Raw genomic sequence first — 26,360 nt, forward strand, 5'->3', positions numbered from 1 at the left:
CGATGATGTGACTGACATCATTAATTCATAATGCGAATGATCTTGTTATTACGTTCATTCACAAGGACATAGTCACCATTTACTTTATACCATTGCTGATAACGGCCAGCATTTGGCAAACGACGTGCATCACGGTCGCTGACTTTGAAGCTTCGTGAATCATATTGACGCGGTAAAGTTTGACCTACTCGCCAATCACGACTTGGATTTACACTACGTTGTTTATAGCGCTGTGCATCATTCCATTTTTGATTGTTTTTATGATCCCAATGCGCTTTTGGCGGATGTTGGTTATTGAAACGTGGATCATGTTGAGGTGCTGCCATTGCAGAACTTGCAATGAATGCACTCATCGATAAAGCCACAGTAGCGAACAACGTTTTAAGTGTAGTTTTCATAGCCTTCACCTCAGCATATAAATGATCTATTCGATAGGAATACATTAGCCAATGAGTGGTGAGAAAGCGTGAGCAGTCTGAAGTAGATGTGTTAAATGTATGGAGAAATTACAGAGAAGATGAGTTAAGAGGGCGCAGTATTATCTACAAAAAAAGACCCACATTGGGGTCTTTTGATCAGGTCACACAGGGTTAATTGGCAATACGAACAATACTGTTGCTATCAGAGTCGACTAAAATAAAATCGTTGTTCACTTTGTACCATTGCTGCTTGCGATCAGGTCGTGGCAAATTGTGTTCTTTAAAACCCACTTTGTATCCACTGCTGCGATAATGCTGCGGCATCACATAGCCAGGCTGCCATTTAATTTGTTGTAAGCGTTTAACACCGCGCTCTTCACGCATACGACGTTTATCCGCGTTCTGATCACTGTTGTAATCGCGAAATTCGCGCGACTTTTTGCCATTATCATGATGATCAGCACGTGAATCATGCTCAAAATGAGGGGCAGCTGTCGCAACATTGGTCAGTGTCAATGCACTTAGCGACATGACTAACATCATTAAAGCTTTTTTCATTCTGAACCCTCATTCAATTGTTCATTTTCTAGAATACTAATGTACGTAATAAATGCAGAGAAACTGTGAAGATCAATCAAGAGTTTTTTTAATAAATCAGCAATCATGAAGATTATGACATGATTTTAGAGCATTTTTAAACGCTAGAGCGACTTTAAAATCTGATCAGCGGCTAAAACTCAATATGCTGTAAATAACGTGTTAAAAGCCGAATACAACGACTTAGCCACTGAATTCGATTCTACGTGGCTTAATTCCAATGTTCAGATAAACATTGTAAAGATTGGATCGCTGTGACAATAGATTCAGCTTGAATAGCATCATCTAAACCTTTAATGAGGCTATCAGAGAGTTGTAAACGTTGAATGCGACGAATGGTCTCTGTTTTACGAATTTGATCAGTCATGGCGTGTTCCTTAGCGCGTATTTCTTGAATGCCCTGACTATAGAGAAAATAATATAATTTATAAAACCGAATATATTTATGATTTAAATATGAAAAACCGATGATCAGGGTTTTAAAAATGAGCGCAAAAAAAGCACACCCATGAAAGATATGCTTTTTTATGAAAATGAGTAGCTCAATAGGCGTAATTAAAATCTGTATAATCAGTCAGTGATTTTTGAATATGGGCTTGAATAAAACTGCGAATGTCATCTGTGGTCATGGCTTTGCCCTGATTTGAAACAATATGTTCAATTTCTGGCTGACCATCAATTTTAATTCGATAAGCAAAATTTTTAGCTAAGCGATAGCCGTCATCTAATTTTTCTACGCCAGTCACGTAGTAATAAGAATGCTCAAAATTAAGATCGGTATGAGAAAAAATAAATTGATCGAAGAGTTTCAGTTTTTGACCATTTTCGAGTGCCTTGATGTCATCCACGATACTCGTTTCAAATTTCATCCCGAATTTTTCAGAAATCGGTTGTTGGTCAATCAGTAGCGATACCATGCCATCGTCTAGGATGGTGACAGTGATGTTATTTAAATCAGCCATGATTTACTCGAATCAAAAAATATAGGGCTTAGTATGGATATATTTTGATTAAACTCAATCTTGGGTTTTGATGTTTGCTGAATATTTGCGCAGAAACTTAAGCTGTAATGCAAGGTTGCAAATAAAAGCCAGTTCACTTGAACTGGCTTTTATTCATTTAGCAAAAGATTTTAATCTTGGGCATCAATGCTTTGACCATTTAAATGATTGCTATCTTCACCCATCAAATACAAATATGCCGGCATAATCGATTCAGGTGTCGGTAATGTTAATGGATCTTCATTTGGATAGGCTTTAGCGCGCATACCAGTACGTGTTGCACCGGGATTAATACAGTTAAAGCGAATATTTGGATGCATGTTTTCTTTAGCAAATAGGGTGCTCACTGCTTCGATCGCAATTTTTGAAACCGAATACGCGCCCCAATTTTCCCGTGCTTCACGTCCTACACCAGAACTGGCAAATACTACTGAGGCATTTTCAGATTTTTGTAGCAAAGGCAGTAATTCTTGCGTCAGCACAAAAGGCGCACGTAAATTAACCGCCATCACATCGTCCCAAACTTCAGGCGAATAATGCGCGAGTTGTGTACGATCACCCAAAATACCCGCATTATGCAAAATGCCATCTAAACGTCCGAATTGACGATCGAGGGTATCGACCAATAATTCATAATCGCGCTCAGAGGCGCTTGAAAGCTGTAAAGGTAAAATGGCAGGTTGCGGTGCACCTAAACTCTCAATTTCATCATAAATGACTTCAAGTTTGTTCAAGGTACGCCCATGCAGCACCACTGTTGCACCATGCAGGGCATAGCTGATGGCAGCTGCACGACCAATACCATCGCCCGCACCTGTAATTAGGATGATGCGATCTTTGAGTAGATCGGGGCGAGGTTGATATTCTGAATATTTCACAATCTACCTCCTCAATTATTATTGTTAATAAAAATTTAAATCAGCTTTAAACCGATGCTTTCGCAAAAAGCAAAGCTTCAAGCTGTTGTTGTAATTCGGGTACTGTGTTGACTATACAATCTGCTTGCCACGCTGTTAAGTCATCTTTGTACTGGAGTGGTAAGTATCCGTAAGCAGCCAAAATGGTATACATACCTGCGGCACGACCTGCATCAATATCACGTGGATGGTCACCCACATAAATACAATCCTCAGCCGCAAGATGGATCTGTTTGGCTGCCAAATACATCGGCTCAGGATCGGGCTTGGTTTTTGTGACATCTTCAGGGCAGACTAAAACGGCACAACGTGCAGTTAAATTCAGTGCTTGCAATAATGCTTCACTCAACCAACGTGGTTTATTGGTGACAATACCCCATGGAATTTCCTGTGCTTCTAAAGCTTCAAGTAGTGAGTACATGCCAGAAAATAAATCAGTATCGACGGCAATATCTGCCCCATAACTGTCTAAGAAACGCTGACGATGCGCAAGGAAAATCGGATCATCTACGTCAAGTTCGGGATAAACCAATTTCACCATCGCACGTGCACCTTCCGATACTTGGGTACGAATAAGATCAGCTGCAACGACTTCACGACCTTCTTCACGGCACATGTGTTGAATGATACGAATAAAGTCTGCTGCGGTATCAATTAAGGTGCCATCAAGGTCAAAGAGAACTGCTTTCATTCAGCAGTCTCGTTTTGGCTTTCTTTTTGTGTATAGACCATATAGTTCACATCTACATTCGGTGCTAACCAATAACGTTTGGTGAGTGGATTGTAGTGTAACCCTGTCATATCTTTCAGTTTAAGACCTGTCTCACGAATATCATGTGCAAGTTCAGACGGCTTAATAAATTTGCTGTAATCATGGGTGCCTTTGGCTAACATGCGTAGCACATATTCTGCACCGACAATCGCAAATAAATAGGCTTTTGGATTACGGTTAATGGTCGAGAAGAACACATGGCCATTTGGTTTTACCAATTTATAACAAGCTTGAATAATAGAAGCCGGATCTGGAACATGCTCTAACATTTCCATACAGGTTACGACGTCATATTGACCGGTTTGTTCTTCTGCGAGCTGTTCGACTGTAATTTGACGATATTCAATATTGTGAACGCCTTCTTGCTCCGCATGAATACGCGCAACATTTAAAGGCGCTAAGCCCATGTCAATGCCAAGCACATTCGCGCCACGACGCGCCATACTTTCTGCCAAAATGCCGCCACCGCAGCCAACATCAAGGACTTTTTTGCCTTGTATGCCGCCTGCATGTTCATCAATCCAATTCAGGCGCAGTGGATTAATCATATGTAGTGGGCGGAACTCAGAATGCTGATCCCACCAGATAGCAGCAAATGCTTCAAATTTAGCAATTTCTTGTGGATCAACATTCAGTTGCGACATCGGTGTCACCTCAATCAGGTTTTTATCATTTAAAATAGGGTCGAGCTTTGGCTGATCACCGATTAAATCAAGTGAATCAGCAGCATTGTTTAGTGTAGCGATTCTGTCAGAAAAAGCGATAAAAGCAGTAAAAAACTTCACAGAATGAAAACGAAATCGGCATATTTGATTTATAGTATCGGCATAAGCTAATCATAATGATGTTGAGGACTATAAGTTCAATGAAAAAATTCCTTTTCAGTGGCGTTGCAGCTGCTCTTTTTGCTTTTTCTGGCAGTTCAATGGCTGCCAACTTTGTGGCAGGTCAAGACTATCAAGTCGTTCCACACCCAGTCAAAGTTGAAAAACCAGGTAAAATCGAAGTTCGTGAATTTTTTTGGTATGGCTGTCCGCATTGCTTTACATTAGAACCGCATATGCAAACTTGGTTGAAGAAAATTCCTAAAGATGTCCGTTTTGTACGTACACCTGCAGCGATGAATCCGCTTTGGGAACAAGGTGCGCGTGCTTATTATGCATCTGAGCTATTAGGTGTGCGTCAAAAAGCGCATATTCAATTGTTTGAAGAAATTCATAAGCGTCAAAAGAATATTTTAGAACAAGCAGCATTTGCGAAGTTCTATACGCGCTACGGTGTATCTGAAGCGAAATTCAACTCAACTTTTAAATCATTCCCTGTGACCTCAAAAGTGGCGCAAGCAAAACGTTTAGCACAAACCTATCAGTTAAGTGGTGTGCCAGCAGTTGTGGTAAATGGTAAATATATTGTTCAAGGTGAAGATCAAAAAGTGATTCAAGTGATGAATTATTTGATCGAAAAAGAACGTAAAGCCAAATAAAGTCATGTCACTTTAAAAAAGCCCGTGTTAAGCGGGTTTTTTTATATTCATACTTTCATATAAAAATTGAATTTTAGCTAAAGAGAAGTCCTCTAGTGCTTTTTGTTTTTGCTGTTGTATTTCTTCTGAATAGAGCAGTTGAATATTTAAGCATTCAGTTGCAAAACTCAGCAACAATTGTAGAAATAACTCAGCAGCCAGTTCAATTTTTTTAGGGTCTTTTAATGCGTAAAAATCGGGTAGATCGGCTAAACGAGATACGATATCTTGTAATAAAAAATCATATTCACGCTGTAATGCATGTCTGATTTCAAACGGTCCATTTGAGCGACCTGAAATAAAAAAATGCCATGTCTCTTTAGAAGCAATCACAGATGTAAAGAAAAAATCTGCGCGCTGTTGGATGTTGGCTGCGGGCTGTTGAATCATCATTTTACCAAGATGATGTATGACGTGACGGACATCGTGGGATGCTTGATCAACCAGTTCTAAACCCAGTTGCTGCATATCGTCAAAATGTCGATAAAACGCAGTAGGTACTCGGTCAACAGTTTGACTTAGTTCTCGTAAGCTCACGCACGAAAAGCTGCCTTTTTCATAGCAAAGCTTCAATGCAGCATTAATAAATGCCTGATGTGTCTGTTGTTTTTTCTCATCACGGACAGACATATTTCCCCCATTTTTTATGCCATATAGTCTAACAAAAATGCCAAGCTAAAACTGTATTTTCATGAATGTATCCTTTTGCAAAAGCACAACGACTCCACGCCTGTTTAAACATGGCATCTGATATACTATGCTCAGTTAAATTTAGCCATTATTTAGGACACATTATGCGTATCGACCAACGAACTTTAGATCAATTGCGTGACGTTAAAATCACCCGTAACTACACACGTTATGCAGAAGGTTCTGTATTGGTTGAATTTGGTCATACCAAAGTTTTGTGTACTGCAAGTATTGATCATTCAGTACCACGTTTCTTAAAAGGTCAGGGTCAAGGTTGGATCACTGCGGAATACGGCATGTTGCCACGTTCAACACATACGCGTAGCGATCGTGAAGCTGCACGTGGTAAACAAAGTGGTCGTACTCAAGAAATCCAACGTTTAATTGGCCGTAGCTTACGTGCCATGGTCGATTTGAAAAAATTGGGTGAAAACACGATTACAATCGATTGTGATGTGATTCAAGCGGATGGCGGTACACGTACTGCATCTATTACGGGTGCAGCAGTGGCATTGATTGATGCGATGAATGTTTTGCTTGAGAAGAAAAAAATTAAACAAGATCCACTAAAAGGTCTCGTTGCAGCCGTGTCTGTCGGTATTTTTAAAGATGAAGTGTTGTTAGACCTTTGTTATGAAGAAGATTCAAACTGCCAAACTGACTTAAATGTGGTGATGACACAAGCAGGTGAGTTCATTGAAATTCAAGGTACTGCGGAAGAAAAACCATTTACCCGTGCTCAATCTAATGCAATGCTTGAAATGGCTGAAAAAGGTATTCAAGAGTTGATTAAGAAGCAACAAGAAGCTTTAGGTTGGTAATCACTCATCGTCTTCAAAAACGCATCTTCGGATGCGTTTTTTTATGCCCAACATCTGCTCACAAAACCCACACAATATGCGACTACTGCGTAGCGCTTTTTTCACAAATAGTAAGGAGCATAAAAAACGAAAAGGAGTTGAGCATGAAATATTATGGCATTGGCTTGGCAATGATTGCAGTTCTAGGTTTAAGCGCATGTGATCGCTCGAATCAGGATGATGAAGCACGTGATCGTTCGGTGTTGTCGCAAGATCGAGATGATGATGAACGCGATGAGCAAAAGAATGATCGAAATGATGATGACCGTGACGACCGTCAAGACAAAAACGACCGCGATGACGACGATTAAGGCTGAATTTTAGGTTTTTAACGAAAAATAGTGCAAAAAAATGCGCTAAAAAAATCGAAAAAAATAAAAAAGGGTGCTTCGCACCCTCTAAGGTCATGTGATTCACGGCAGTTTAAGCATTAAATCGCATCGACAAATCGACAGCTTTCACGTCTTTAGTCAGTACACCCATCGAAATATAATCAACGCCAGAACTTGCCACTTCACGCAAATTTTCAATGGTGATATTACCTGATGCTTCAAGTTTGCAACGTCCTGCGACATGTTCCACTGCATCAATCATTTGTTGCTGACTAAAATTATCGAGCATGACAATATCGGCTTTTGCAGCTAAAGCTTGATTCAGTTCATCCCATGTTTCAACTTCAACTTCGACCAATTTTCCGGGCGCAATTGAATGCGCTTTTTCAATGGCTTGTTGAATCCCACCTGCTGCCATAATATGATTTTCTTTAATCAAAAAAGCGTCAAATAGACCTAAACGATGGTTTTGACCACCGCCAACAGCCACCGCATATTTTTGTGCAATACGCAGTCCAGGAATCGTCTTACGCGTATCCAATAATTTGGTATTGAGTCCCTCGAGTTCTTTGACGTAAAGCGCCGTCTTGGTCGCAACAGCCGATAATGTTTGAATAAAATTCAGTGCTGGGCGTTCAACAGTAAGTAGACTACGTGCCGATCCTGCTAGTTTTAAAAAAGCCTCATTGGCAGCAACACGATCGCCTTCCTTTTTCAGCCACGTGATTTCAACAGAAGCATCATAAGCCTGAATAAGCGCGTTGACCCAAGGTTGACCGGCAAGCACCATATCATCACGGCTAATAATAGTGGCAGTGGCTTGTTCGGTTTCAGGCGTCAAAAGTGCAGTGATATCACCATCGCCAATATCTTCAGCGAGGGCGTGTTGAATATTGATTTGAATCGACTGTTCTAGCAAAGCTTGAGATATGCTCATGAGTATTTCCGTATCTTTTTTAGCCGTATAAATTGCGCGCTATATTAGCATTGTTACAGAAAAATGAGCGATTTTTCATACAGCTTGCTCAGTTGAATTGAGATTCAGGCTTGAAAGTTTTAGCATGGGGCTGCTGCAGTTGAAATCTGCGGTTATTTTTTAAAACTAGGATGAATGTATGCAACAGCGAAAAGCTTTTCAGGTTAAGGATGGGGTACTGATTGGGGCAAAGCAAATTCCATCTCCGAACTTTAATCAGCGACCTGAACATACTGAGATCCAGCTGATTGTCATCCACAATATTAGTTTGCCACCGTCTCAATTTGGGGGTGGTTATATCGAACAGTTTTTCCAAAATCAGCTGGATTGGTCAGCACATCCTTATTTTCAAACCATTGAAGGAATGCAAGTTTCTGCACATTTACTGATTTTACGTTCAGGTAAAGTGCTGCAATTTGTCAATTTTAATGACAGAGCATGGCATGCGGGGCGCTCAAGTTATTTGGGTAAAAAAGAATGTAATGATTATTCAATCGGGATTGAGCTTGAAGGCAGCGATGATTTAGCTTTTGAAGCTACCCAATACGAAGCTTTGGTTCAAGTCACGGCTTGTCTACAGCATCATTACGATAAAATTCAGCAACATATTGCAGGGCATTCCGATATTGCACCGGGACGTAAAACCGATCCGGGTCCATTTTTTAATTGGACTGAATTCCGTACAGCACTACAGCATTATAAAAATACATAAACATCGAATCTGAGATGTAATAAAGCAATCAACTTTAGCTCGCAGTTTCATTACAATAGGCTCAAATTAATCATTAGGTGAATAGGATGGCGCTTTGGCGTTCGACCGTCATAGTCAGTGCGATGACCATGTTGTCACGGGTACTGGGATTGGTCCGCGATGTGGTATTACTGAATGTGTTTGGTGCAGGGAAAGATTTCGATACGTTCGTCGTTGCTTTTCGTATTCCCAATTTCTTTCGGCGCTTATTTGCCGAAGGGGCATTTTCTCAGGCTTTTATTCCAGTTTTAACCGAATATAAAACTACGCGAACCCATGCCGAAGTTCAGATTCTGATTAGTCGAGTCTTTGGTTGCTTAGCGACGTTTATGACCACGCTGACCGTGATTGCGATGGTAGCAGCCCCTGCAATTTTGTATATCTATGCACCGGGTTTTCATAATGATCCTGAGAAATTTGCTTTAGCGACCGATCTATTTCGTCTGACCATTCCATACTTATTGTTTATGTCGCTTACGGCATTTGCGAGTAGTATTTTGAACAGTTACGGTTCATTTAGTACGCCTGCTTTTGCACCTGTTCTTTTAAATATTGCCATGATTGCAGGTGCTTGGTGGCTGACACCGTATATGGCTGAGCCAATTATGGCGCTCGGCTGGGCAGTGGTCATAGCCGGTCTATTACAACTGGTGATTCAGATTCCTGAATTGTGGCGCAAGAAACTACTGATTCCACCAAAAGTCGATTTTAAACATGAAGGTGTGGATCGAATTATGAAATTGATGTTGCCTGCACTGTTTGGTGTATCGGTGACACAAATTAATTTATTGCTCAACACCATTTGGGCGTCGTTCATGCAAGATGGTTCAGTGTCATGGTTATATAGTGCTGAACGCATGACGGAATTACCATTAGGCTTAATTGGTGTCGCAATTGGTACCGTCATTTTACCATCATTGTCTGCGCGGCATGCCGAACAAGATCAGTCTAAGTTCCGCGGTATGATCGACTGGGCTGCTAAAATTATTATGATGGTGGGTATACCGGCAAGTATTGCATTGTTTATGCTTTCGACTCCTATTATTCAAGCCTTGTTCCAACGCGGTCAATTTGATTTAGAAGATACGCAAATGACGGCTTTGGCACTGCAATGTATGAGTGCGGGTGTTATTTCCTTTATGTTAATTAAAGTGTTTGCACCAGGCTTTTATGCGCAGCAAGACACCAAAACACCGGTTCGTGTTGGTTTAATGGCGGTCGCAGCGAATGCGATTTTAAACGTCATCTTTATTGGTTTCTTTAAGCTGATTGATTGGGAAGCTGAACATATGGCACTGGCTTTAGCCTCTTCAGGTTCGGCTTTGGTCAATGCGGGGATGCTGTATTTCTATTTGCATAAACGTAATATTTTCCGTTTTGGTGCGCACTGGAAGAAGCTTGCACTTCAATTTGCCTTTGCCAATGCGGTCATGATTGCCGCGCTATATGCAGGTTTACAATGGTATAACGGTGAGGTATCGCAGTGGATTCGTATTGCTGAAGTGGCAGGACTCTGTGTTGTCGGCGTCGCTGCATATTTAGTTGCTTTGGTTATTGCGGGCTTAAGACCGCGTCATTTAAAACCTTAACATCCACATAAAAAATAAGCGCCTTTAAGGCGCTTATTTTTTAAATTTAGATTCTCATCATGGAGAATGACTAAACTTTACCGCGTGATAAGAAACCAACAATCGCAAGAATAACTGCAATCACCAGTAAAATAACGGCGAAGTCTTTTGATAAGCCTGCAACGCCACCAAAACCTAACAAACTGGCAATGAGTGCGATAACTGCAAAGATAATAGCCCAACGAAACATTTTTAATCTCCATGTGTTTTTATTTTCAGTGCTCAGTATATAAATGACTTGAATATTAAGCTGTTATTCTTTTGTTGATCTTCTGTCTATTAGTTAACAATAACTTATCGCAAAGTTATATAAAAAAGCACAATGAAGCAGGCAATTGAAGGCTGCTATAATGGCATATTCTCGCTAATTTACTGTTGATATGACTGACACCTTGCGCCACGAATTTTGGAAACATTATGCATTGGATGAGTTAACCCAAAATGAATGGGAAGCCTTATGTGATGGTTGTGGTCTATGCTGTTTAATTAAATTAGAAGATGAAGAGACCCGAGAAGTTGCCTATACCAAGGTGGCATGCAAGTTATTAGATTGTTCGACTGCACGATGTTCGGATTATCCAAACCGATTAAACTTTGTGCCTGACTGTATTCAGTTGAGTCAGAGTAAATTAGATGAATTGCATTGGCTACCGCCAAGTTGTGCCTATAAAAGGCTCAATGAAGGGAAAAGTCTACCTAGATGGCATTATTTAAATACAGGCACACGCGATACAGTACAAAAAGCCAAAAAATCTGCGGCAGGGCGTTGTATCAGTGAAACCGAAATTAATCAGGACAATATTGAAGATTATATCGTCCGTTGGATACGTTAATTTTGAAGATGCTTCACGTTTAGCACGGCAAGGTATTTAACAATTGTTGTGCTGAATGACTGGCCATCGGGCGATAGAAATAGAAGCCTTGACCGATCTTACAATCACAATTGATTAATGTTTTGAGTTGGTCCGTATTTTCAATACCTTCGACTAAAACATCGAGTGAAATACTAGAACCAATCTGCGTGATCGCTTTCACAATGGCTAAGGCAGATGGGTCTGTATTCAGACGCTCTACGAAATTACGATCAATTTTAATACAATCGACAGGATATTCTTGCAGACGCGTTAATGACGAATGACCTGTGCCAAAGTCATCGAGTGAAATATGAATCCCTGCATCTTTGAGTAAATTCAGTGCGCGTACGACATAATTAGCACCGCGTTCAGACAAGCTTTGTTCAGTAATCTCAAGTTCGACTTTATTGGCAGGAATATCAAAACGAGCCAAGCGTTCTAACAGCTTTTCCGCATAATCATCACGTAAAAATTCAACTGGTGCCGCATTAATGGAAATCGGCATAATGTCTAAGCCTTGAGCCTGCCAACGGGTCATATCTTCAAAGACTTTAAGCTGCATGGTTTCACTAATACGTGAAGCAAGTTCGTAGTCTTGAAAGGCACAGAAAATATGTGAAGGCAGTTGAATTTGATAATGATGATCTTGCCAACGTAGTAAGGCTTCAAAACCAATCACTGCACCGTCAGATAGGCGCACTTTCGGTTGATAGTACGGCAAAATTTGCCCCGCTTTAATGATTTTACGCGCTAAGGTCAGTTGCTTGGTCATATCATCAAGGGTTTTAAACATGTCCTGATTGAACATGCGAATGCCACCACGACCGCTATTTTTCAAATCATTTAGGGCAATATCGGCACATTTTAGTAAATTTGAGCTACTCAGTCCGTCGCGCGGATAGATAGCACAGCCAATACTCATACCGCCATTGATGGTTTTACCCGTGTAGTTAATCGGGGTATCCATTTGTTCACAGGCACGTCGTGCGACTTCAAACAACTGTGCTTCATTTTCTAGATTCTTCACTAGAATCACGAATTCATCGCCACCTAGACGGGCAACAATGGTATTTTTGCCAAACACCTGTTGAAAACGTTCACCTAAAACATGCAATAAATGATCACCAGCAATATGCCCCATGGTGTCATTAATATGCTTAAAATAATCTAAATCAATCAGCAGTAATCCGACTTCAGTCTGTTGTTGTTTGGCTTTGAATAACGCGCGTTTGAACAGTTTATAAAAGGTACGACGATTATACAGACCCGTGAGTTCATCCTGTTCAGTAACAATTTTTAAACGGGTTTCTGCGAGTTTTTGTTGGCTGACATTACGTGATACACAAAGAATATTTTGAGTGACGTTATTCTCATCTAGGATTGGGGTCAGCAAGTTATCCCAATATTGGATCGGCTGATTATCGAGTTTACTTTTACCGCCAAACCGTGCATTTAACCCTTGAGCTGCGCGTTTTAAGGCACGTTGTCCTGATTTTCGAACTTCAGGCGGAAGTAACTTCAACCAAGGCATGCCAAAACCAGTTTCTGAATCGACGCCTAAGGCTTCACAACCTGAGCGATTCATATGGCTCAGTTCCCCTGTAGGTGTCACAATTTTGATGCAATCGACACTGGCATCGAGCATATTTTTTTGTGTAGACACGACATGGGAAAGCTGTTGTTGAATTTCAAAATAGTCATGCACGTCGGTTAAAGAGACCGCCCATTGCAAAATCGCATCCGCTTCATTGTGAAACTTCATAGACAGTAAACACATCCGATAATCATCGTTGGGTTGCTTAATGCGACACTGAATTTCGACATTTTGATAGAGTTCAAGCGCATCGTGCCATTGCATTAAAAACAGTTGCAAATCATCAGGATGAATAAAGCTTTGCCAACTACGACTGTCATTTTCATTCAGGTTGACCCCGAGATAATCAGTCATCGCACGGTTGAAATATTCAACATTGTTTTGTGTGTTTACCCACATCGCATGCGGCAAACTATCAATAAGATTCTGAATCAATTGGTACTCTGAAATAGGTATAGCGTGTGAAACATTGCGTTGTGATGATACAGGCATGTCTAAGTGCTCTGCTGTCATGTGTCTATGTTGATCATACGTCATGTATTCACCCATACTGCCATCCTGGCATAAATCTTTACATCAATTTACAGGTTCTTATTAAAATAAATAAAAAGATGCTCTATTGTCTTATTGATCTTAAATAAAATGATCTGTTCTATTTTCTTTTCTTTTCTTAAGATTAATTCATTCACAATCAAAAAAAATAGTGTGTTTCGTCACAAATTATCTTCTTAAATTCATGATTTTGCCGAGTGGAATTAAAAAAGTGAATGGTAGAATGATGAAAGACCTGAATTGAGCCCAAAAATAACATGTCAGATAGCCATATTCCTTTACCTGAACGTTTGAGACCACGTGATCTCAGAGAAATTATTGGACAAGACCATTTACTAGGCGAGCATGCACCTTTACGTCAAATGATTGATCAGGGGCATTTGCCTTCAATTATTTTCTGGGGGCCGCCGGGCGTTGGTAAAACCACGATTGCTTTATTATTGGCAGAAGCCATTGATCGTCCTTTTATTAGTTTATCTGCGCTCAATACTGGGGTCAAAGAGTTACGGGAAATTATTGCACAAGGTGGCGACTTACTGACCCCTGTGGTCTTTATTGACGAGATTCACCGCTTTAATAAGTCACAACAAGATGCCTTACTTAACGCGGTCGAGAAAGGCAAAATCACTTTAATTGGTGCAACCACTGAAAACCCGTCTTTTGAAGTAAACAGTGCGTTGTTATCCCGTTGTCAGGTCTATACCTTAAATGCGTTAAGCAATGAAGCGATTCAAACCTTACTGATGCACGCCATTGCACAGGATAAGTTCTTGCAAGAGCGTTATATTCAGATTGAAGAGTTTGAAGCTTTAATCCAATTCTCAGCAGGAGATGCTCGTAAAGCTTTAAATTTATTGGATTTAGTTGCAAGTACTTTTGAGCCTGATCTAGAAAATATTATTAATAATGCGGTTGTGGTTAAAGTTGCGCAGCAAAATATTGCGCGTTATGACAAATCAGGTGAACAGCATTACGATTTAGTCTCGGCATTTATTAAATCGATTCGCGGAAGTGATCCAGATGCGGCATTGTATTGGATGGCGCGCATGCTCAAAGGTGGTGAGGATCCTATTTTTATTGCCCGTCGTATGCTCATTGCCGCTTCCGAAGATATTGGTAATTCTAATCCCAATGCCTTATTACTGGCGGGTGAATGCTTCCGTTCAGTTCAAGCAATAGGCATGCCTGAATCACGTATTATTTTGGGTCAATGTGCGGTGTATTTGGCCACCAGTGCCAAAAGTAACAGTACTTATTTAGCCATCAATAAAGCAATGGAATTGGCGGATAAAACTTCAAATTTACCTGTGCCTTTACATTTGCGAAATGCACCAACCAAGCTGATGAAAGCGCAAGGCTATGGTGTCGAGTATTTATATCCGCACGATTATCCCGAGCATTTTGTTGCGCAAGACTATTTACCACCAGAGTTAAAGGGCACCAAGTTATACGAGTCAGCGCGTAATAAACGTGAAGTTGAAGGTGAACGTTTACAGCAACGTCGTTGGCAGCAAGAACAGCAACAGCAATAATCGCTTTTGCGAGGCATAAAAAAAGCCCGAGTGCTGTGCAGTCGGGCTGAAAATAGGATGTCTTTAGGGAGATCCATCCTAGAGGGTATGGGGTTATTTTAAGGAAAAAGCCAATTGCTGTAAAAACGTTCATTTTGATCAATAGAATCTCTTTTTCCGATGAAGATTTAAGCAGTTTAGCAATAAAAAAACCGAGCAATGATGCTCGGTTTTTTTTGAAGCTTCAGAATCAATTAGATGTCTGAAAGATCGATGCCGATACGTGTAGCAACTTCTTCATATGCTTCAACCACACCGCCTAGGCCTTGACGGAAACGGTCTTTATCTAATTTTTTCTTGGTTTCTTTGTCCCACAAACGGCAACCATCTGGAGAGAATTCATCACCCAACACAATACGGTCATGGAACACGCCAAATTCAAGTTTGAAATCGACAAGAAGCATGTTACCCGCTTCAAACAATGCTTTGAGTACATTGTTGACTTGGTAAGTCAGTTCTTTCATTTTTTCAAGTTGTTCAGCAGTCGCCCAACCCAAAGCAATGGCTTGAGATTCGTTCACCATTGGATCGCCTAAGCCATCATCTTTGAAGAATAGTTCAAATGTTGGTGGTGTTAATTCTTTACCTTCTTCTACACCTAAGCGGCGGCACAATGAACCTGCTGCATAGTTACGAACAACACATTCAACTGGAATCATGCTTAGTTTTTTCACAAGCACTTCAGTTGGCGTCAATAACTTCTCAAAATGAGTTTCGATGCCAGCCTCAGCTAGTTTTTCCATGATGAAGGCGTTAAAACGGTTGTTCACCTTACCTTTACGATCTAGTTGTTCGATTTTTTCGCCATTGAATGCAGACGCATCATCACGAAAGACTAAAATCAGGTGGTCTGAACTATCTGTTGTGTAGACAGATTTCGCTTTACCAGTATAGAGCAAGGTTTGTTTTAACATGAGGGAACCTTTTACAAAAAAATGCCTAGAAATGTCTAGGCTGGCCAATTTTGGTAAATCTGGTTTAACAGTTCTTCGGCGCGTTCGCGATCGGCGAAACTGTTATCGGCATTGAACACAGCGAGGTTATTACTCGCACCGACAGGGGATAGTCTTAATACATAGGTCTGCTGATCGACCTTAATCGTTACTTCATAACGATTTTTATTTTGACCAACAATAGAATGGTTCAGGCTGCTGAGGGTAGCAAGTGTGTACTGCCATATTGTAGCAGAATTTCCATCAATTTTAATCAAAGGATTAAGATTTCCATCCTTCAATAATTGTGGCTTTCCAATAATATTTGAAGAACTATCATTGTCTTGCGTTGACCGTTCTGCCTCTATAGGCGGGCGTGGCATCTCATATCGGTTGCCACGTTGGTTCACCAATTTTGGGGCATTTTCCAAGGCAAGCACATCAACAGTTGGAGCAGGATACAATGGCGTTGCAGCACGTGCCATTGTACCTTCGGGGTATTGCAGCGGCTCTAGCGTTGTCGTTTGTCTATAGTCTAATGAGCCATTGTCGATGCCCATTGAACTACAACCCGCTAAACTGAATACTGAAAGTGCTAGGCTAAGTCCTAAACGTAATTGCATAATAATTTGCTCTTTTATTGGGTAACGCCCGCTGCAACAAGTGCTTCATGTAGCGGCGTACGATATTGTTCTGCAAGTGGAGTAAGTGGAAGGCGAATACCTGTACCAATTAAGCCCATATCATGGAGTGCCCATTTCACAGGAATTGGGTTGGATTCACAAAATAGAATATTGTGTAGATTTGCAACTGAGCTATTGAGCTGTTCAGCCTGAGCTGCATCACCTGCAATCGCAGCAGCACATACTTCGCTCATGACTTTCGGTGCAACATTGGCTGTAACTGAAATATTGCCTTTCGCGCCAAGTGCAATCAACTGATAAGCCGTTGGATCATCGCCTGAATAAACAGTCATGGCTTTGCCTTCAAGACCTTTAATCAGCTCACAGCCACGTGCCACATCACCGGTTGCATCTTTAATGCCGACAATTTGTGGAATATCAGCCAAACGAATGACAGTTTCGTTTGACATGTCTACGCCAGTACGACCAGGAACGTTATATAGAATTTGCGGTAGATCAACGGCTTCAGCAATGGCTTTATAGTGCTGATACAGACCTTCTTGCGTCGGTTTATTATAATAAGGCGTCACCAATAAGGCCGCATCTGCACCAAGTTCTTTGGCTTCACGAGTTAACTCAATCGCTTCATGCGTTGAATTTGCACCTGTACCGGCAATAATAGGAATACGTTTGTTGGCAACACGAATGATTTCTTTGATCACTTGGGTGTGTTCATCTAGACTTAATGTAGATGCTTCGCCAGTTGTCCCTACAGCGACGATACTATTCGTACCTTCAGCAATATGCCACTCAACGAGCTTCTCGAGACCCTTCCAATCTACGCTGCCATCTTCAAACATAGGGGTGACGATTGCGACAATGGAACCCTGAATGGTCTGTGCTTGCTGAGTCATTTTGAAAAACTATCCTATTTGTCCATCCGACGAGAATGAGAAACGTAAATTTGGATGGGTTTATATTTGATTTATAGCAAATTCAATCACATTTGCTTGAAATTGAATAATGCGTATGCAAATTATGACTGATCAAACGCATAAGAACAATATGCTTTAGTCAAAGCCAATAAATTCTTTATACAAAGCTTATGCTCAACAAGCAAGCTTGAAATAAGTGATTTGTAAAATAAATTAGGCAAGATTTAGCATCAGATAAAGCGGCTTATTCTGAGATTAATCAGTTCAGCTCAAAAACAGCCTTAAATAGCACTATGAAGCTGAATTTAGAATGCCGCATATAAAGGATCACACCAACTTAGAGCTATTAACAATCAAGTCATCGCTCAAAAATCTGTCTAAATTGTTTTTAAATATCCAAAAAAATGCCAAAAAACAGCTTATTAATCTTTTATAAATATAAGTAAATGTTGGCTTTTTAAAATTTTAATCACATAAATGCTTGTGCTGTTTCATTCGGGCTAAATCGTGCTGTGTTTTTTATGCCCAATTAAGCGTTTTTTTGACTTGATGGGATTCGCAGCTAAAACGTTAAATATCCATTATTTTTTTGATATCCAAGTAAAACATTCAACTTATTGATAGTTAATTGACCTGATTCAATCATAGATGATGATTCCTTTTTTGAACGCTGATTGAACAGGGATATTTCAATGCAAAAATCAGATAATCGACATGCCATCGTGACCGTTGCAATCTGTTTTCTGATTGCAGTGATTGAAGGCTTAGATATTCAGGCCGCTGGTATTGCAGCAGCAGGGATTCGTGAGCATTTTGGTTTAGATAGCTCACAATTGGGTGTATTTTTTAGTGCAGGGATTCTAGGTTTATTGCCAGGAGCACTGCTTGGCGGCCGAGTTGCAGACCGTATTGGTCGTAAAAAGGTACTGATTTTCTCAACCGCTGTTTTTGCAATTTTTACTTTATGCACGGTATGGGTGAATAGTTTTAGCAGTTTATTGGTGGTGCGCTTCTTAGCAGGGGCAGGATTAGGCGCTGCCATGCCTATTCTAATTACACTGGCTGCTGAAGCCGTGACACCACAAAACCGCGGTCGTGCGGTAGGCTTAATGTATTGTGGTATGCCGGTCGGTGCTGCGATTTTATCCTTAATTGCGACAACTGAATTTGGTTCGCATTGGAAAAATGTATTCTATTTGGGCGGATTGCTGCCGCTTATTGTTATTCCTTTAATGATCTATTTATTACCTGAGTCTAAAGAGTATCTTAAAACCCAGAATCAATCGGCTGATGCAAAGGCAGCATCGCAGGGTTCATTTAAAGATCTATTTAACTCAAAAAATCTGTTTCGGACGATGTGTATTTGGGTGAGCTACTTCTTTACTCTGATGGTGGTTTACATCATGTTGAGTTGGTTGCCATCGTTGTTTACTGAGCTTGGTTTTACGCGTAAAGAAGGTGCAACAGCACAGTTCTACTTCATGGTGAGTGCTACGATTGGTACGATTATCTTAGGCATGCTGACCGATCGCTGGAAAAAAGCTTATGTCATTATATTGATGTACGGTGGTATTTTAGCAGGTCTCATTGCGTTAAATGCATCGAGTTCTTTGGCTCAAATGTATATGGCAGCGGCTTTGGTGGGTGCATTTGTGATTGGTTGCCAAGGCGTACTATATGCATTTGGCAGCATGGTGTATCCGACTGAGGTGCGTGGTACGGGTGTCGGAGTGGGCTCGGCTGTAGGGCGTGTCGGTGCGATGCTTGGTCCTGTTGTGGCTGGACAATTATTAGTTTCTGGTTTTGGCGCGGCAGGCGTGATTTCCGCTGCAATTCCATGCATTATTATTTCGGCAGTATTTATGTTGCTATTGGTTCGCCGTATTGAACAATAAAATTTAAAAATGCCAAGAAGCCTGCGGAAGCAGGCTTTTTTGTTTTTACATCGATAAAAAAGGTGATTTAAATTTCAAATCAATTTTTTCATCCTTCGCTTTAAAAATGAGATGATTTTTAGGCTATGCTTAAGTGAAGAACAATATTTCAATGGATTGAAAGTATGCAACAAAATGCAGCTTTAATTGTGGTCGATGTACAACGTGGTTTTTGCCCTGGTGGGCATTTAGCTGTCGCGAATGCAGATCAAATTATTCCCAATATTCATCGTGTCTCAGCTGCCTTTGAGACAATCATTTTGACCCAAGATTGGCATCCAGCTGACCATATTTCTTTTGCAGATAATCATAGTGGTAAACACGTCTACGACACGATTGAGCTCGAATACGGCACTCAAGTGTTGTGGCCGAGTCATTGCGTACAAGGTACAGAAGATGCTGAATTTCACCCTGACTTAAATTTACCGCAGGCACAGATGATCATTCGCAAAGGTTTCCATCGCGATATTGATAGTTACTCAGCCTTTATGGAAGCAGATCATAAGACCACGACGGGTCTCGCGGGTTATTTACGTGAGCGTGGCATTCAGAGCGTGTATATCGTCGGCATTGCCACTGATTTTTGTGTGGCATGGACGGCTATAGATGCGCGTAAGCTGGGTTTCGACACTTATGTGATTGCAGATGCCACGAAAGGCATTGATTTACATGGTTCATTACAACACGCGTGGCAAGACATGTTGGCGCAGGGTGTAAAACGAATTTATGCAAAAGACTTAATTGGTTAAAACGGCTTATCGTTCCTACACACTATTTGATAAAACACATTCTATTTTGAACCATCAGCGTGATCTTTATGCTTATGGTGAATTGTGATTGTTGCGTAATCTATGGCAGGGTAGGGTATATATCGATTTTAAATGGACATATTTATGTCAGGGTTCTTGCGCTTTACTCAATGGATTCAAAAAACCTTTGCTTTGTGGGTGATTCTTTTCGCGGCTCTCGCATTGCTTGCACCCGATATCTTTATTTGGATTAAAGCCTATATTCCGTGGTTACTGGGCATTGTTATGCTTGGCATGGGTATGACCATGACCTTTGATGACTTTAAAGGTGTTTTACACAGTCCTAAAGCTGTTTTGATTGGGGTTGCAGCGCAGTTTGTCGTCATGCCAGCGCTTGCTTTTATGTTGTGCAAATTGATGAACTTGCCGACTGAAATTGCCATTGGCGTGATTTTGGTGGGTTGTTGCCCGGGTGGTACCGCATCTAATGTCATTACTTATATGGCAAAGGGCAATACAGCACTCTCGGTTGCGTGTACATCCGTTTCGACATTACTGGCACCCTTGCTTACACCAGCCATTTTCTATGTTTTAGCCAGTCAATGGATTGAGATTAATGCAGGCTCTATGTTTGTCTCAATTTTACAAGTAGTGTTATTTCCGATTATTTTAGGTTTAATCATTCGTGCAGTTTTAAAATCGAAAGTTGAATCATATATCCAAGTGATGCCATTGGTGTCTGTCGTAGCCATTGTCGCGATCGTTGCGGGGATTATTGCAGGCAGTAAAGCGCAAATTTTAGAATCAGGTTTACTGATTTTAGGTGTGGTCGCCCTCCATAATGGTCTGGGCTATTTAGTTGGCTTTTGGGCGAGTCGATTCTTTAAACTGCCTTATGCAGACTGTAAAGCAGTCGCGGTAGAAGTGGGGATGCAAAATTCAGGTTTGGGTGTGGCTTTAGCAGCTACGCATTTTGCAGCATCTCCGCTGACCGCAGTGCCCAGTGCGATCTTTAGCTTATGGCACAATATTTCGGGTCCTGCTTTGGCAACGTATTGGGCAGCTAAAGCGGATAAAATTGCTGCGCAAGAGAACTCCAAATAGATTAATAAGCCAAAATCGAAAAAGCCTGCAATTGCAGGCTTTTTTACATCTCAAATCATTAAGATGCTTTAGATTGTTTCGATTTTAAAATTTCGGTACGGAAGGTTTGTGCCAATTCCGCTGTTGCTGCATCCATGCCATTAAAGACAAAGGCATGACGGGTTAATACATTGGTTGGATTCGGCATACTGATTAATTCAAAGTGATCGGCAATCTCTTTCAGCAACGTGTTCGGTACATGCAATGCACTTTCTTTCGCGACCAATTGCTGTACCAAGCGTTCTGCAGCTTGACTTGAACTCAATTGCATTTCTTCGATTGGGCAGGCAATGGCACTACGTGTTTGTAGTACAAAACGTTTTTCTTCACGATAACGTTTATAAAGCACTTCAGAGAGTAATTGGAAAACTGAACTGATCATCGTCAAGCATGCCAATGCATTTGGCTTTTCAGAGCAAATGCTGATACTTGCGCCTTTCTCATCAAACTTATGCAAGGTCCAAATATCCGAACTATTCAATTTATAGTGCTGCAGACAAAGCTCAGTCGCTTTGTTTAAGAAGATTTGGCACAAATTGAAATACGGTACAGAGACGGTTTTATTGACAGAGTCTAATAACTGCTTCGGATCGTAGTATTGAATATTTAACGATAAAGTCGGTTTTTCAGAAACAGGTGCTTTTTCTTCCTGAGCCTTGGCTTTGTTTTGTGCCGCTTGTTGGGCTTGCGCGATCGTCAAAGCAGCATTATGTTTTTCTTGCTCTAAGGCTTGGGTCAAGGTTTGAATTTCAAACTTCAAGCGCGATTCATTATTAATCCGTGCCAAATACTCAGTACGGCTTGGACGGGCAATCGCACGATAAGCTAACCAAAGCAAAGCATGGAAAATGAGTGAGCATAAAATCGCGATCCATTGCGTACGTAAAATTTCACCAATACTTGGCTCAATCAACGTAATTTCAATAATGCCGACTTTCTTTTCATTTTGCAGAGCATCACGAACAAAAACTTCACCTTCGCGAGTTTTGGTCAGACCACCGGTGGCAAGCACCTGCGCATTGGCATCCAAAATACGAATGGAAGCCACGCTCGGATTGGTGGCATAACGATTTGCCAGTAGCGCCAAAGACACTCGATTGGCTGGTTCCAGTTCAGTCAGACTATCTGTGACCAGTTGACTCGTAATGAGTTGACCCTGACTCGCACGGTTTTCATTTAGTTGGTGAGTCGTTGCTAATACCAATAAAAAGGTATGAAAAGCAAAACTTACAATCAGTAGGCTAGCAAATAGCCCTTGTCTAGGCGCATTCAACGTAAACTTCCAAGGCAATTCTATTCAAATTCGATTATGATTCTTACAATAGTTGTAGCTCAGACCCGAGTCAATTCATGCGAGAAATCATTCTTATATCATTCTTAGGACCTGACCAGCCTAATCAATTTACACGATTAATGCAGGTACTGTCCGCTTATTCCTTACAGATTTTAGATGTGGGACAAGCGGTTATCCATAACCAACTGACTTTAGGTATTGTTGTATCGTCTGATGACCAAACTGCAACAGCATTAGCCATGAAGGAAATCCTGATTCTAGCACATGATATCGGGTTAACAGTGCGCTTTAAACCGATCTCTGCAACTGTTTATGATCAATGGGTAAAAGAAGGCGGTCGTACACGTTATATCGTGACGGCTTTAGCCCCTGAATTAAAAGCATCTCATCTACAAGCTGTGACAAATATTGTTTCAAGTCAGGGCTTTAATATTGAAACGGTGACTCGACTGTCAGGTCGTCCAGAACTTGATGGTTCAAGCATCGGTCCAAAGCGTGCTTGTGTTGAATTTGGCCTAAAAGGTCAAATGCTCGATGCTGCAGCGATGCGTGGGGCATGTTTACGTTTATCGACTGAACTGAATGTCGATGTCGCGGTGCAAGAGGACAATGCATATCGTCGTAACCGCCGTTTGGTATGCTTCGATATGGACTCAACGCTGATTGAGCAAGAAGTGATTGATGAGCTTGCGATTGAAGCGGGTGTAGGCGCTCAAGTGGCTGAAATCACAGAGCGTGCGATGCAAGGTGAACTGGACTTCCAAGCGAGCTTCCGTGCGCGCGTTGCCTTACTCAAAGGTATGGATGCATCGGTACTGCCAAAAATTGCAGAACGCCTCACCATTACGGAGGGTGCAGAGCGTCTAATCTCAACGCTTAAATCATTAGGCTACCGTACCGCGATTCTATCAGGTGGTTTCCAGTACTTTGCAGAGTATCTTCAAGCCAAATTGGGAATTGATGAAGTCCATGCCAATATTTTGGATGTACAAGATGGCATGGTGACAGGTGAAGTCAAAGGTCATATTGTCGATGGCGCGCGTAAAGCCTTGCTATTAACGCAAATTGCTGAAGATATGGGCATTTCACTAGAGCAAGCGATTGCAGTGGGTGATGGTGCGAATGATTTACCTATGCTCTCAATCGCAGGTTTAGGAGTCGCATTCCGCGCGAAACCTTTAGTACGTCAAAATGCCAATCAGGCAATTTCGAGTGTCGGTTTAGATGGTGTCTTGTACCTATTAGGTGTACACGACAAAGACTTAAATCGCGTTTAAAACTGAGAAGATAATCCTAAAAACGCGCCTTTTAAGGCGCATTTTTATTTGTGTGATGCGTGCCAATATGAAAATTCAGAGCAGGTACATGTTGGAAAAAACGATCAAGTTAAATGGAAAATAAATATTTTGAGCTTAAAAAATAAGGTATTTTTTTGTAATGACACGCCAAGTGTGGCGCAGCAAATGTTCTAGAAAATATATAAAAATAAAATGTGTAATGACAAAATAATATCGCGACAGGATATGTCGTTTTGGCAAAAAGCAGGACTTTTCTTCAGCTAAAAACTCATCATAATGCTTGCATAGAGATACAAATGAACACATTCCATTAATGGTATTAACGAAATTCAATAGACAGCGGTGCTTTCAAATACATAGCATGGTATGTCTTTGGACGGAGGGGATTATATGTTGACAGCGAATTTAGCAACCTTGCTTGGTTTAGGCTTAGTGGCTGCGGCTGTACTTGCTGTTTTGTTCTCGCCTTATCGCCGCTGGTTAAGTTTTATGGTTGCCGGAATGTTGGTCTGGGGTTTGATTGAGGTCATTCGTTTTGGTACGCAAACCTTATTTGAGCTACCAATGACTTACAGCTATTTAGCAGCATTAACCACAGTGATGGTGGTGGTGACTTTATTATTATTACGTGAAGACCGCCGTGCAGAACGTGCTTCGGTTAAACGCCACTGCATTGAACATACGCCTGTGTATGAAGATGATCAGCAGCAGTTACCAAGCCGTTAAAAAGAGATAAGAATAAGAAAAAATGCACCTACGGGTGCATTTTTCATGACAGCAATATGATACAAACACACTGCTCAGCGTGACTTCGATTTATGCTAGGATATCTGTCGAATTTTGTACAATTATAATAGGCACACTTCATGAAACTGTCGTCAATTCCTGTCCTTAAACTTCCGTTGGTCGATGTCAGCACAGATCCTCTAGATTTGTTAGTTGCAGCTCTGGCTTTACGTATGAAGCAATTGGCTCGTACGAGTCCTAAATTTATTGAACTCGTACATGAACGTCAGTTCCGTATTCAAATTGGTACAGATCTTGGTTTAGCGCGTCAAATTATTGTCAACAATGGCGAGATTGAAAGCGTATCAGGCAGCGACACGCCTGCAGATTTTGTATTGCAATTTGCAGACAGCGAACAGGGTGTGAAAACCTTAGTCAAAGGTGACCCAACTGCATTTATGACGGGCATGCAAAACGGTACTATTAAAATGGAAGGTGACTTTGGTTTATTGGTGTGGTTTAATCAAGTAGCGAAAATGATTCCGCCAAAATTGCCAAAACCAGTGAAAGAAAAAATTAAATTTGCACGTGCATTTATTAAAGAAAAAACTGGTAAATAAATAATCTTCCTGATTTCCCCCTCCTTTGAAAAAGGAGGGGCTAGGGGAGGATTTATTAATCCCTTAGATTAGCATTTGAAGTGCAACACCATGTTGTTGCCATAATACCTGACTCGGACTTTTAAAGCCGAGTCTTTTTCTTGGACGATGATTGATACGGGCTGTTATTTCTGAAATATATTCGTCCGTATACTGATTTAAGTTACTTCCTTTTCTAATGTATTGTCTGACTAAGCCATTAGTATTTTCATTCGTACCTCGTTGCCAAGCGCTATAAGGATCTGCGAAATACCAATCTATTTCTAATGCTTGAGCAGCATATTCATGCAGACTAAACTCCTTACCATTATCTGCGGTAATTGTTTTGAGTTGATGCTTAATTGGCTCAAGTAAACTGATCGTTGTTTGGCAAACTTCTTCTGCTTTGCGTGAGCTACACTTCTTCAACCACAAATAACCTGTCTTGCGATCTACAATTGAGACCAATGATTGCTGATGATTCTTACCCACAATCGTATCTATCTCTAGATCACCAAAACGATGACGCTGTTCAATCTCAATCGGTCTATCATGAATGCTTTTACGATTAGCCAGTTGACCACGAGTTTCAGGAGAGCCGTATTTCCTCTTTCTTTGATTTCTGAACCGTAGGTGATGAAAGAGAGTACCGCCCTTATTTTTATCCTGTCGTATTAAACGATAAATTGAATGCAGGCTGACTGAAACACGAGAAGCAATCTGTTCAGGACTCCATTGAAGTTCAAGATAAAAGATGACATGTGCCCATATTTCATCAGGGATTCTTTTAGGATTGGAGCAATGGCGTCTTCGAGCGAGTTTACTGGCATGCTTAGCGAAATAACCATTTCTAGCTCGATTACGATTGATTTCTCTAGAAATAGTGGAAGGTGAACGATTCAGTCTCCAAGCAATATAACGTTTAGAAAATCCTTCACGTAACAATGTAGAAATCTGATATCTTTCTTCTTGAGTAAGATGAGTATAGTTCATGATGCAACTTTGACTTTGACTTTGGTCGGTCGGAAGCAAAAGGCTAGCTCATCTTGCTT

At 40.9% G+C, this 26,360-nt stretch carries 29 protein-coding genes; 13 read left to right on the plus strand and 16 right to left on the minus strand.

Features of this window, described 5'->3' with window-relative positions:
- Positions 1 to 20 precede the first annotated feature (20 nt).
- The 7 genes from GFH30_RS00215 to ubiG all read right to left on the minus strand — a co-directional run bounded on the left by GFH30_RS00215 (position 21) and on the right by ubiG (position 4,350).
- Positions 21 to 398 carry an RcnB family protein gene (locus tag GFH30_RS00215; protein WP_153370039.1) on the minus strand — a complete coding sequence of 126 codons (378 nt, stop codon included), beginning with the start codon at positions 396 to 398 and terminating at the stop codon, positions 21 to 23.
- Positions 399 to 590: 192 nt separating this feature from the next.
- A complete protein-coding gene (locus tag GFH30_RS00220) occupies positions 591 to 977 on the minus strand; it encodes an RcnB family protein (RefSeq protein WP_153370041.1) in 387 nt (128 codons plus the stop codon).
- A gap of 250 nt (positions 978 to 1,227) precedes the next feature.
- Complete coding sequence (locus GFH30_RS13260; RefSeq protein WP_171501066.1) at positions 1,228 to 1,383, minus strand: hypothetical protein; 156 nt, start codon at positions 1,381 to 1,383, stop codon at positions 1,228 to 1,230.
- A gap of 175 nt (positions 1,384 to 1,558) precedes the next feature.
- Positions 1,559 to 1,978: a hypothetical protein gene (locus GFH30_RS00225; RefSeq protein WP_153370043.1), complete on the minus strand. Its 420-nt coding sequence runs from the start codon at positions 1,976 to 1,978 to the stop codon at positions 1,559 to 1,561.
- Between the two features lie 170 nt (positions 1,979 to 2,148).
- Entirely contained in the window at positions 2,149 to 2,895 is a 747-nt protein-coding gene (locus tag GFH30_RS00230; protein ID WP_153370045.1) for a YciK family oxidoreductase, read from the minus strand.
- Between the two features lie 46 nt (positions 2,896 to 2,941).
- Positions 2,942 to 3,625, minus strand: a complete 684-nt coding sequence (locus tag GFH30_RS00235) for an HAD family hydrolase (RefSeq protein WP_153370047.1) — start codon at positions 3,623 to 3,625, stop codon at positions 2,942 to 2,944.
- Positions 3,622 to 4,350: a bifunctional 2-polyprenyl-6-hydroxyphenol methylase/3-demethylubiquinol 3-O-methyltransferase UbiG gene (gene ubiG, locus GFH30_RS00240; protein WP_153370049.1), complete on the minus strand. Its 729-nt coding sequence runs from the start codon at positions 4,348 to 4,350 to the stop codon at positions 3,622 to 3,624. Before ubiG ends, GFH30_RS00235 begins: the two co-directional genes overlap by 4 nt.
- Positions 4,351 to 4,571: 221 nt before the next feature.
- Between ubiG and GFH30_RS00245 the strand changes: the two genes are divergently transcribed.
- Entirely contained in the window at positions 4,572 to 5,189 is a 618-nt protein-coding gene (locus GFH30_RS00245; protein WP_153370051.1) for a thiol:disulfide interchange protein DsbA/DsbL, read from the plus strand.
- A gap of 27 nt (positions 5,190 to 5,216) precedes the next feature.
- Here GFH30_RS00245 and GFH30_RS00250 read toward each other — a convergent pair whose 3' ends face one another.
- On the minus strand, positions 5,217 to 5,858 hold the full coding sequence (locus tag GFH30_RS00250) for a hypothetical protein (RefSeq protein ID WP_153370053.1): 642 nt from the start codon (positions 5,856 to 5,858) through the stop codon (positions 5,217 to 5,219).
- 164 nt (positions 5,859 to 6,022) lie between these two features.
- Here GFH30_RS00250 and rph point away from each other — a divergent pair, with 164 nt between their 5' ends.
- Positions 6,023 to 6,739, plus strand: a complete 717-nt coding sequence (gene rph, locus GFH30_RS00255) for a ribonuclease PH (protein ID WP_153370055.1) — start codon at positions 6,023 to 6,025, stop codon at positions 6,737 to 6,739.
- A gap of 143 nt (positions 6,740 to 6,882) precedes the next feature.
- A complete protein-coding gene (locus tag GFH30_RS00260; protein ID WP_153370057.1) occupies positions 6,883 to 7,089 on the plus strand; it encodes a hypothetical protein in 207 nt (68 codons plus the stop codon).
- A gap of 112 nt (positions 7,090 to 7,201) precedes the next feature.
- On the opposite strand, the gene nadC is transcribed toward GFH30_RS00260, so the two are convergent.
- A complete protein-coding gene (gene nadC, locus GFH30_RS00265) occupies positions 7,202 to 8,047 on the minus strand; it encodes a carboxylating nicotinate-nucleotide diphosphorylase (protein ID WP_153370059.1) in 846 nt (281 codons plus the stop codon).
- Between the two features lie 178 nt (positions 8,048 to 8,225).
- Here nadC and ampD point away from each other — a divergent pair, with 178 nt between their 5' ends.
- Positions 8,226 to 8,798: a 1,6-anhydro-N-acetylmuramyl-L-alanine amidase AmpD gene (gene ampD, locus GFH30_RS00270; protein WP_153370061.1), complete on the plus strand. Its 573-nt coding sequence runs from the start codon at positions 8,226 to 8,228 to the stop codon at positions 8,796 to 8,798.
- Between the two features lie 77 nt (positions 8,799 to 8,875).
- Positions 8,876 to 10,426, plus strand: coding sequence for a murein biosynthesis integral membrane protein MurJ (gene murJ / locus GFH30_RS00275; protein ID WP_171501067.1), 1,551 nt, complete (start codon positions 8,876 to 8,878; stop codon positions 10,424 to 10,426).
- A gap of 70 nt (positions 10,427 to 10,496) precedes the next feature.
- Here murJ and GFH30_RS00280 read toward each other — a convergent pair whose 3' ends face one another.
- Positions 10,497 to 10,655, minus strand: coding sequence for a DUF1328 domain-containing protein (locus GFH30_RS00280; protein ID WP_005006601.1), 159 nt, complete (start codon positions 10,653 to 10,655; stop codon positions 10,497 to 10,499).
- 190 nt (positions 10,656 to 10,845) lie between these two features.
- On the opposite strand from GFH30_RS00280, the gene GFH30_RS00285 reads away from it, so the two are divergent.
- Positions 10,846 to 11,298 (plus strand): YcgN family cysteine cluster protein, encoded by a 453-nt coding sequence (locus GFH30_RS00285; protein WP_153370065.1) that lies wholly within the window; start codon positions 10,846 to 10,848, stop codon positions 11,296 to 11,298.
- Positions 11,299 to 11,317: 19 nt separating this feature from the next.
- Here GFH30_RS00285 and GFH30_RS00290 read toward each other — a convergent pair whose 3' ends face one another.
- Positions 11,318 to 13,405: a sensor domain-containing protein gene (locus GFH30_RS00290; RefSeq protein ID WP_227551524.1), complete on the minus strand. Its 2,088-nt coding sequence runs from the start codon at positions 13,403 to 13,405 to the stop codon at positions 11,318 to 11,320.
- A gap of 317 nt (positions 13,406 to 13,722) precedes the next feature.
- Here GFH30_RS00290 and GFH30_RS00295 point away from each other — a divergent pair, with 317 nt between their 5' ends.
- A complete protein-coding gene (locus GFH30_RS00295; protein WP_153370069.1) occupies positions 13,723 to 14,997 on the plus strand; it encodes a replication-associated recombination protein A in 1,275 nt (424 codons plus the stop codon).
- Positions 14,998 to 15,230: 233 nt separating this feature from the next.
- Here GFH30_RS00295 and purC read toward each other — a convergent pair whose 3' ends face one another.
- Genes purC through dapA form a run of 3 tightly spaced genes read right to left on the minus strand, consistent with a single transcriptional unit; the run spans position 15,231 to position 17,505 of the window.
- Positions 15,231 to 15,950, minus strand: a complete 720-nt coding sequence (gene purC / locus GFH30_RS00300) for a phosphoribosylaminoimidazolesuccinocarboxamide synthase (protein ID WP_153370071.1) — start codon at positions 15,948 to 15,950, stop codon at positions 15,231 to 15,233.
- 35 nt (positions 15,951 to 15,985) lie between these two features.
- Complete coding sequence (locus GFH30_RS00305; protein WP_153370073.1) at positions 15,986 to 16,591, minus strand: lipoprotein-34 precursor (NlpB); 606 nt, start codon at positions 16,589 to 16,591, stop codon at positions 15,986 to 15,988.
- A 14-nt stretch (positions 16,592 to 16,605) separates the two neighbouring features.
- Entirely contained in the window at positions 16,606 to 17,505 is a 900-nt protein-coding gene (dapA, locus tag GFH30_RS00310; RefSeq protein ID WP_153370075.1) for a 4-hydroxy-tetrahydrodipicolinate synthase, read from the minus strand.
- A gap of 713 nt (positions 17,506 to 18,218) precedes the next feature.
- Between dapA and mhpT the strand changes: the two genes are divergently transcribed.
- The 3 genes from mhpT to GFH30_RS00325 all read left to right on the plus strand — a co-directional run bounded on the left by mhpT (position 18,219) and on the right by GFH30_RS00325 (position 21,313).
- Positions 18,219 to 19,421 (plus strand): 3-(3-hydroxy-phenyl)propionate transporter MhpT, encoded by a 1,203-nt coding sequence (gene mhpT / locus GFH30_RS00315; protein WP_153370077.1) that lies wholly within the window; start codon positions 18,219 to 18,221, stop codon positions 19,419 to 19,421.
- Between the two features lie 164 nt (positions 19,422 to 19,585).
- On the plus strand, positions 19,586 to 20,209 hold the full coding sequence (pncA, locus tag GFH30_RS00320) for a bifunctional nicotinamidase/pyrazinamidase (RefSeq protein ID WP_153370078.1): 624 nt from the start codon (positions 19,586 to 19,588) through the stop codon (positions 20,207 to 20,209).
- Between the two features lie 144 nt (positions 20,210 to 20,353).
- The gene (locus GFH30_RS00325) at positions 20,354 to 21,313 is read left to right on the plus strand and encodes a bile acid:sodium symporter family protein (protein ID WP_153370080.1); all 960 of its coding nucleotides are present in this window, start codon (positions 20,354 to 20,356) and stop codon (positions 21,311 to 21,313) included.
- Positions 21,314 to 21,371: 58 nt separating this feature from the next.
- On the opposite strand, the gene GFH30_RS00330 is transcribed toward GFH30_RS00325, so the two are convergent.
- The gene (locus GFH30_RS00330) at positions 21,372 to 22,625 is read right to left on the minus strand and encodes a hypothetical protein (protein ID WP_153370082.1); all 1,254 of its coding nucleotides are present in this window, start codon (positions 22,623 to 22,625) and stop codon (positions 21,372 to 21,374) included.
- A 77-nt stretch (positions 22,626 to 22,702) separates the two neighbouring features.
- Here GFH30_RS00330 and serB point away from each other — a divergent pair, with 77 nt between their 5' ends.
- The 3 genes from serB (at position 22,703) to GFH30_RS00345 (ending at position 25,290) form a co-directional block, all read left to right on the plus strand.
- Entirely contained in the window at positions 22,703 to 23,923 is a 1,221-nt protein-coding gene (serB, locus tag GFH30_RS00335) for a phosphoserine phosphatase SerB (protein ID WP_153370084.1), read from the plus strand.
- A 411-nt stretch (positions 23,924 to 24,334) separates the two neighbouring features.
- Positions 24,335 to 24,670, plus strand: a complete 336-nt coding sequence (gene aciT, locus GFH30_RS00340; protein ID WP_153370086.1) for an AciT family ciprofloxacin tolerance protein — start codon at positions 24,335 to 24,337, stop codon at positions 24,668 to 24,670.
- A 140-nt stretch (positions 24,671 to 24,810) separates the two neighbouring features.
- Complete coding sequence (locus GFH30_RS00345; protein WP_153370088.1) at positions 24,811 to 25,290, plus strand: SCP-2 sterol transfer family protein; 480 nt, start codon at positions 24,811 to 24,813, stop codon at positions 25,288 to 25,290.
- 63 nt (positions 25,291 to 25,353) lie between these two features.
- Here GFH30_RS00345 and GFH30_RS00350 read toward each other — a convergent pair whose 3' ends face one another.
- Positions 25,354 to 26,301 carry an IS30 family transposase gene (locus GFH30_RS00350; protein WP_153370090.1) on the minus strand — a complete coding sequence of 316 codons (948 nt, stop codon included), beginning with the start codon at positions 26,299 to 26,301 and terminating at the stop codon, positions 25,354 to 25,356.
- Positions 26,302 to 26,360: the final 59 nt, after the last annotated feature.

Origin of the sequence: Acinetobacter wanghuae (genome assembly GCF_009557235.1) — a bacterium.
Lineage (GTDB): Bacteria > Pseudomonadota > Gammaproteobacteria > Pseudomonadales > Moraxellaceae > Acinetobacter > Acinetobacter wanghuae.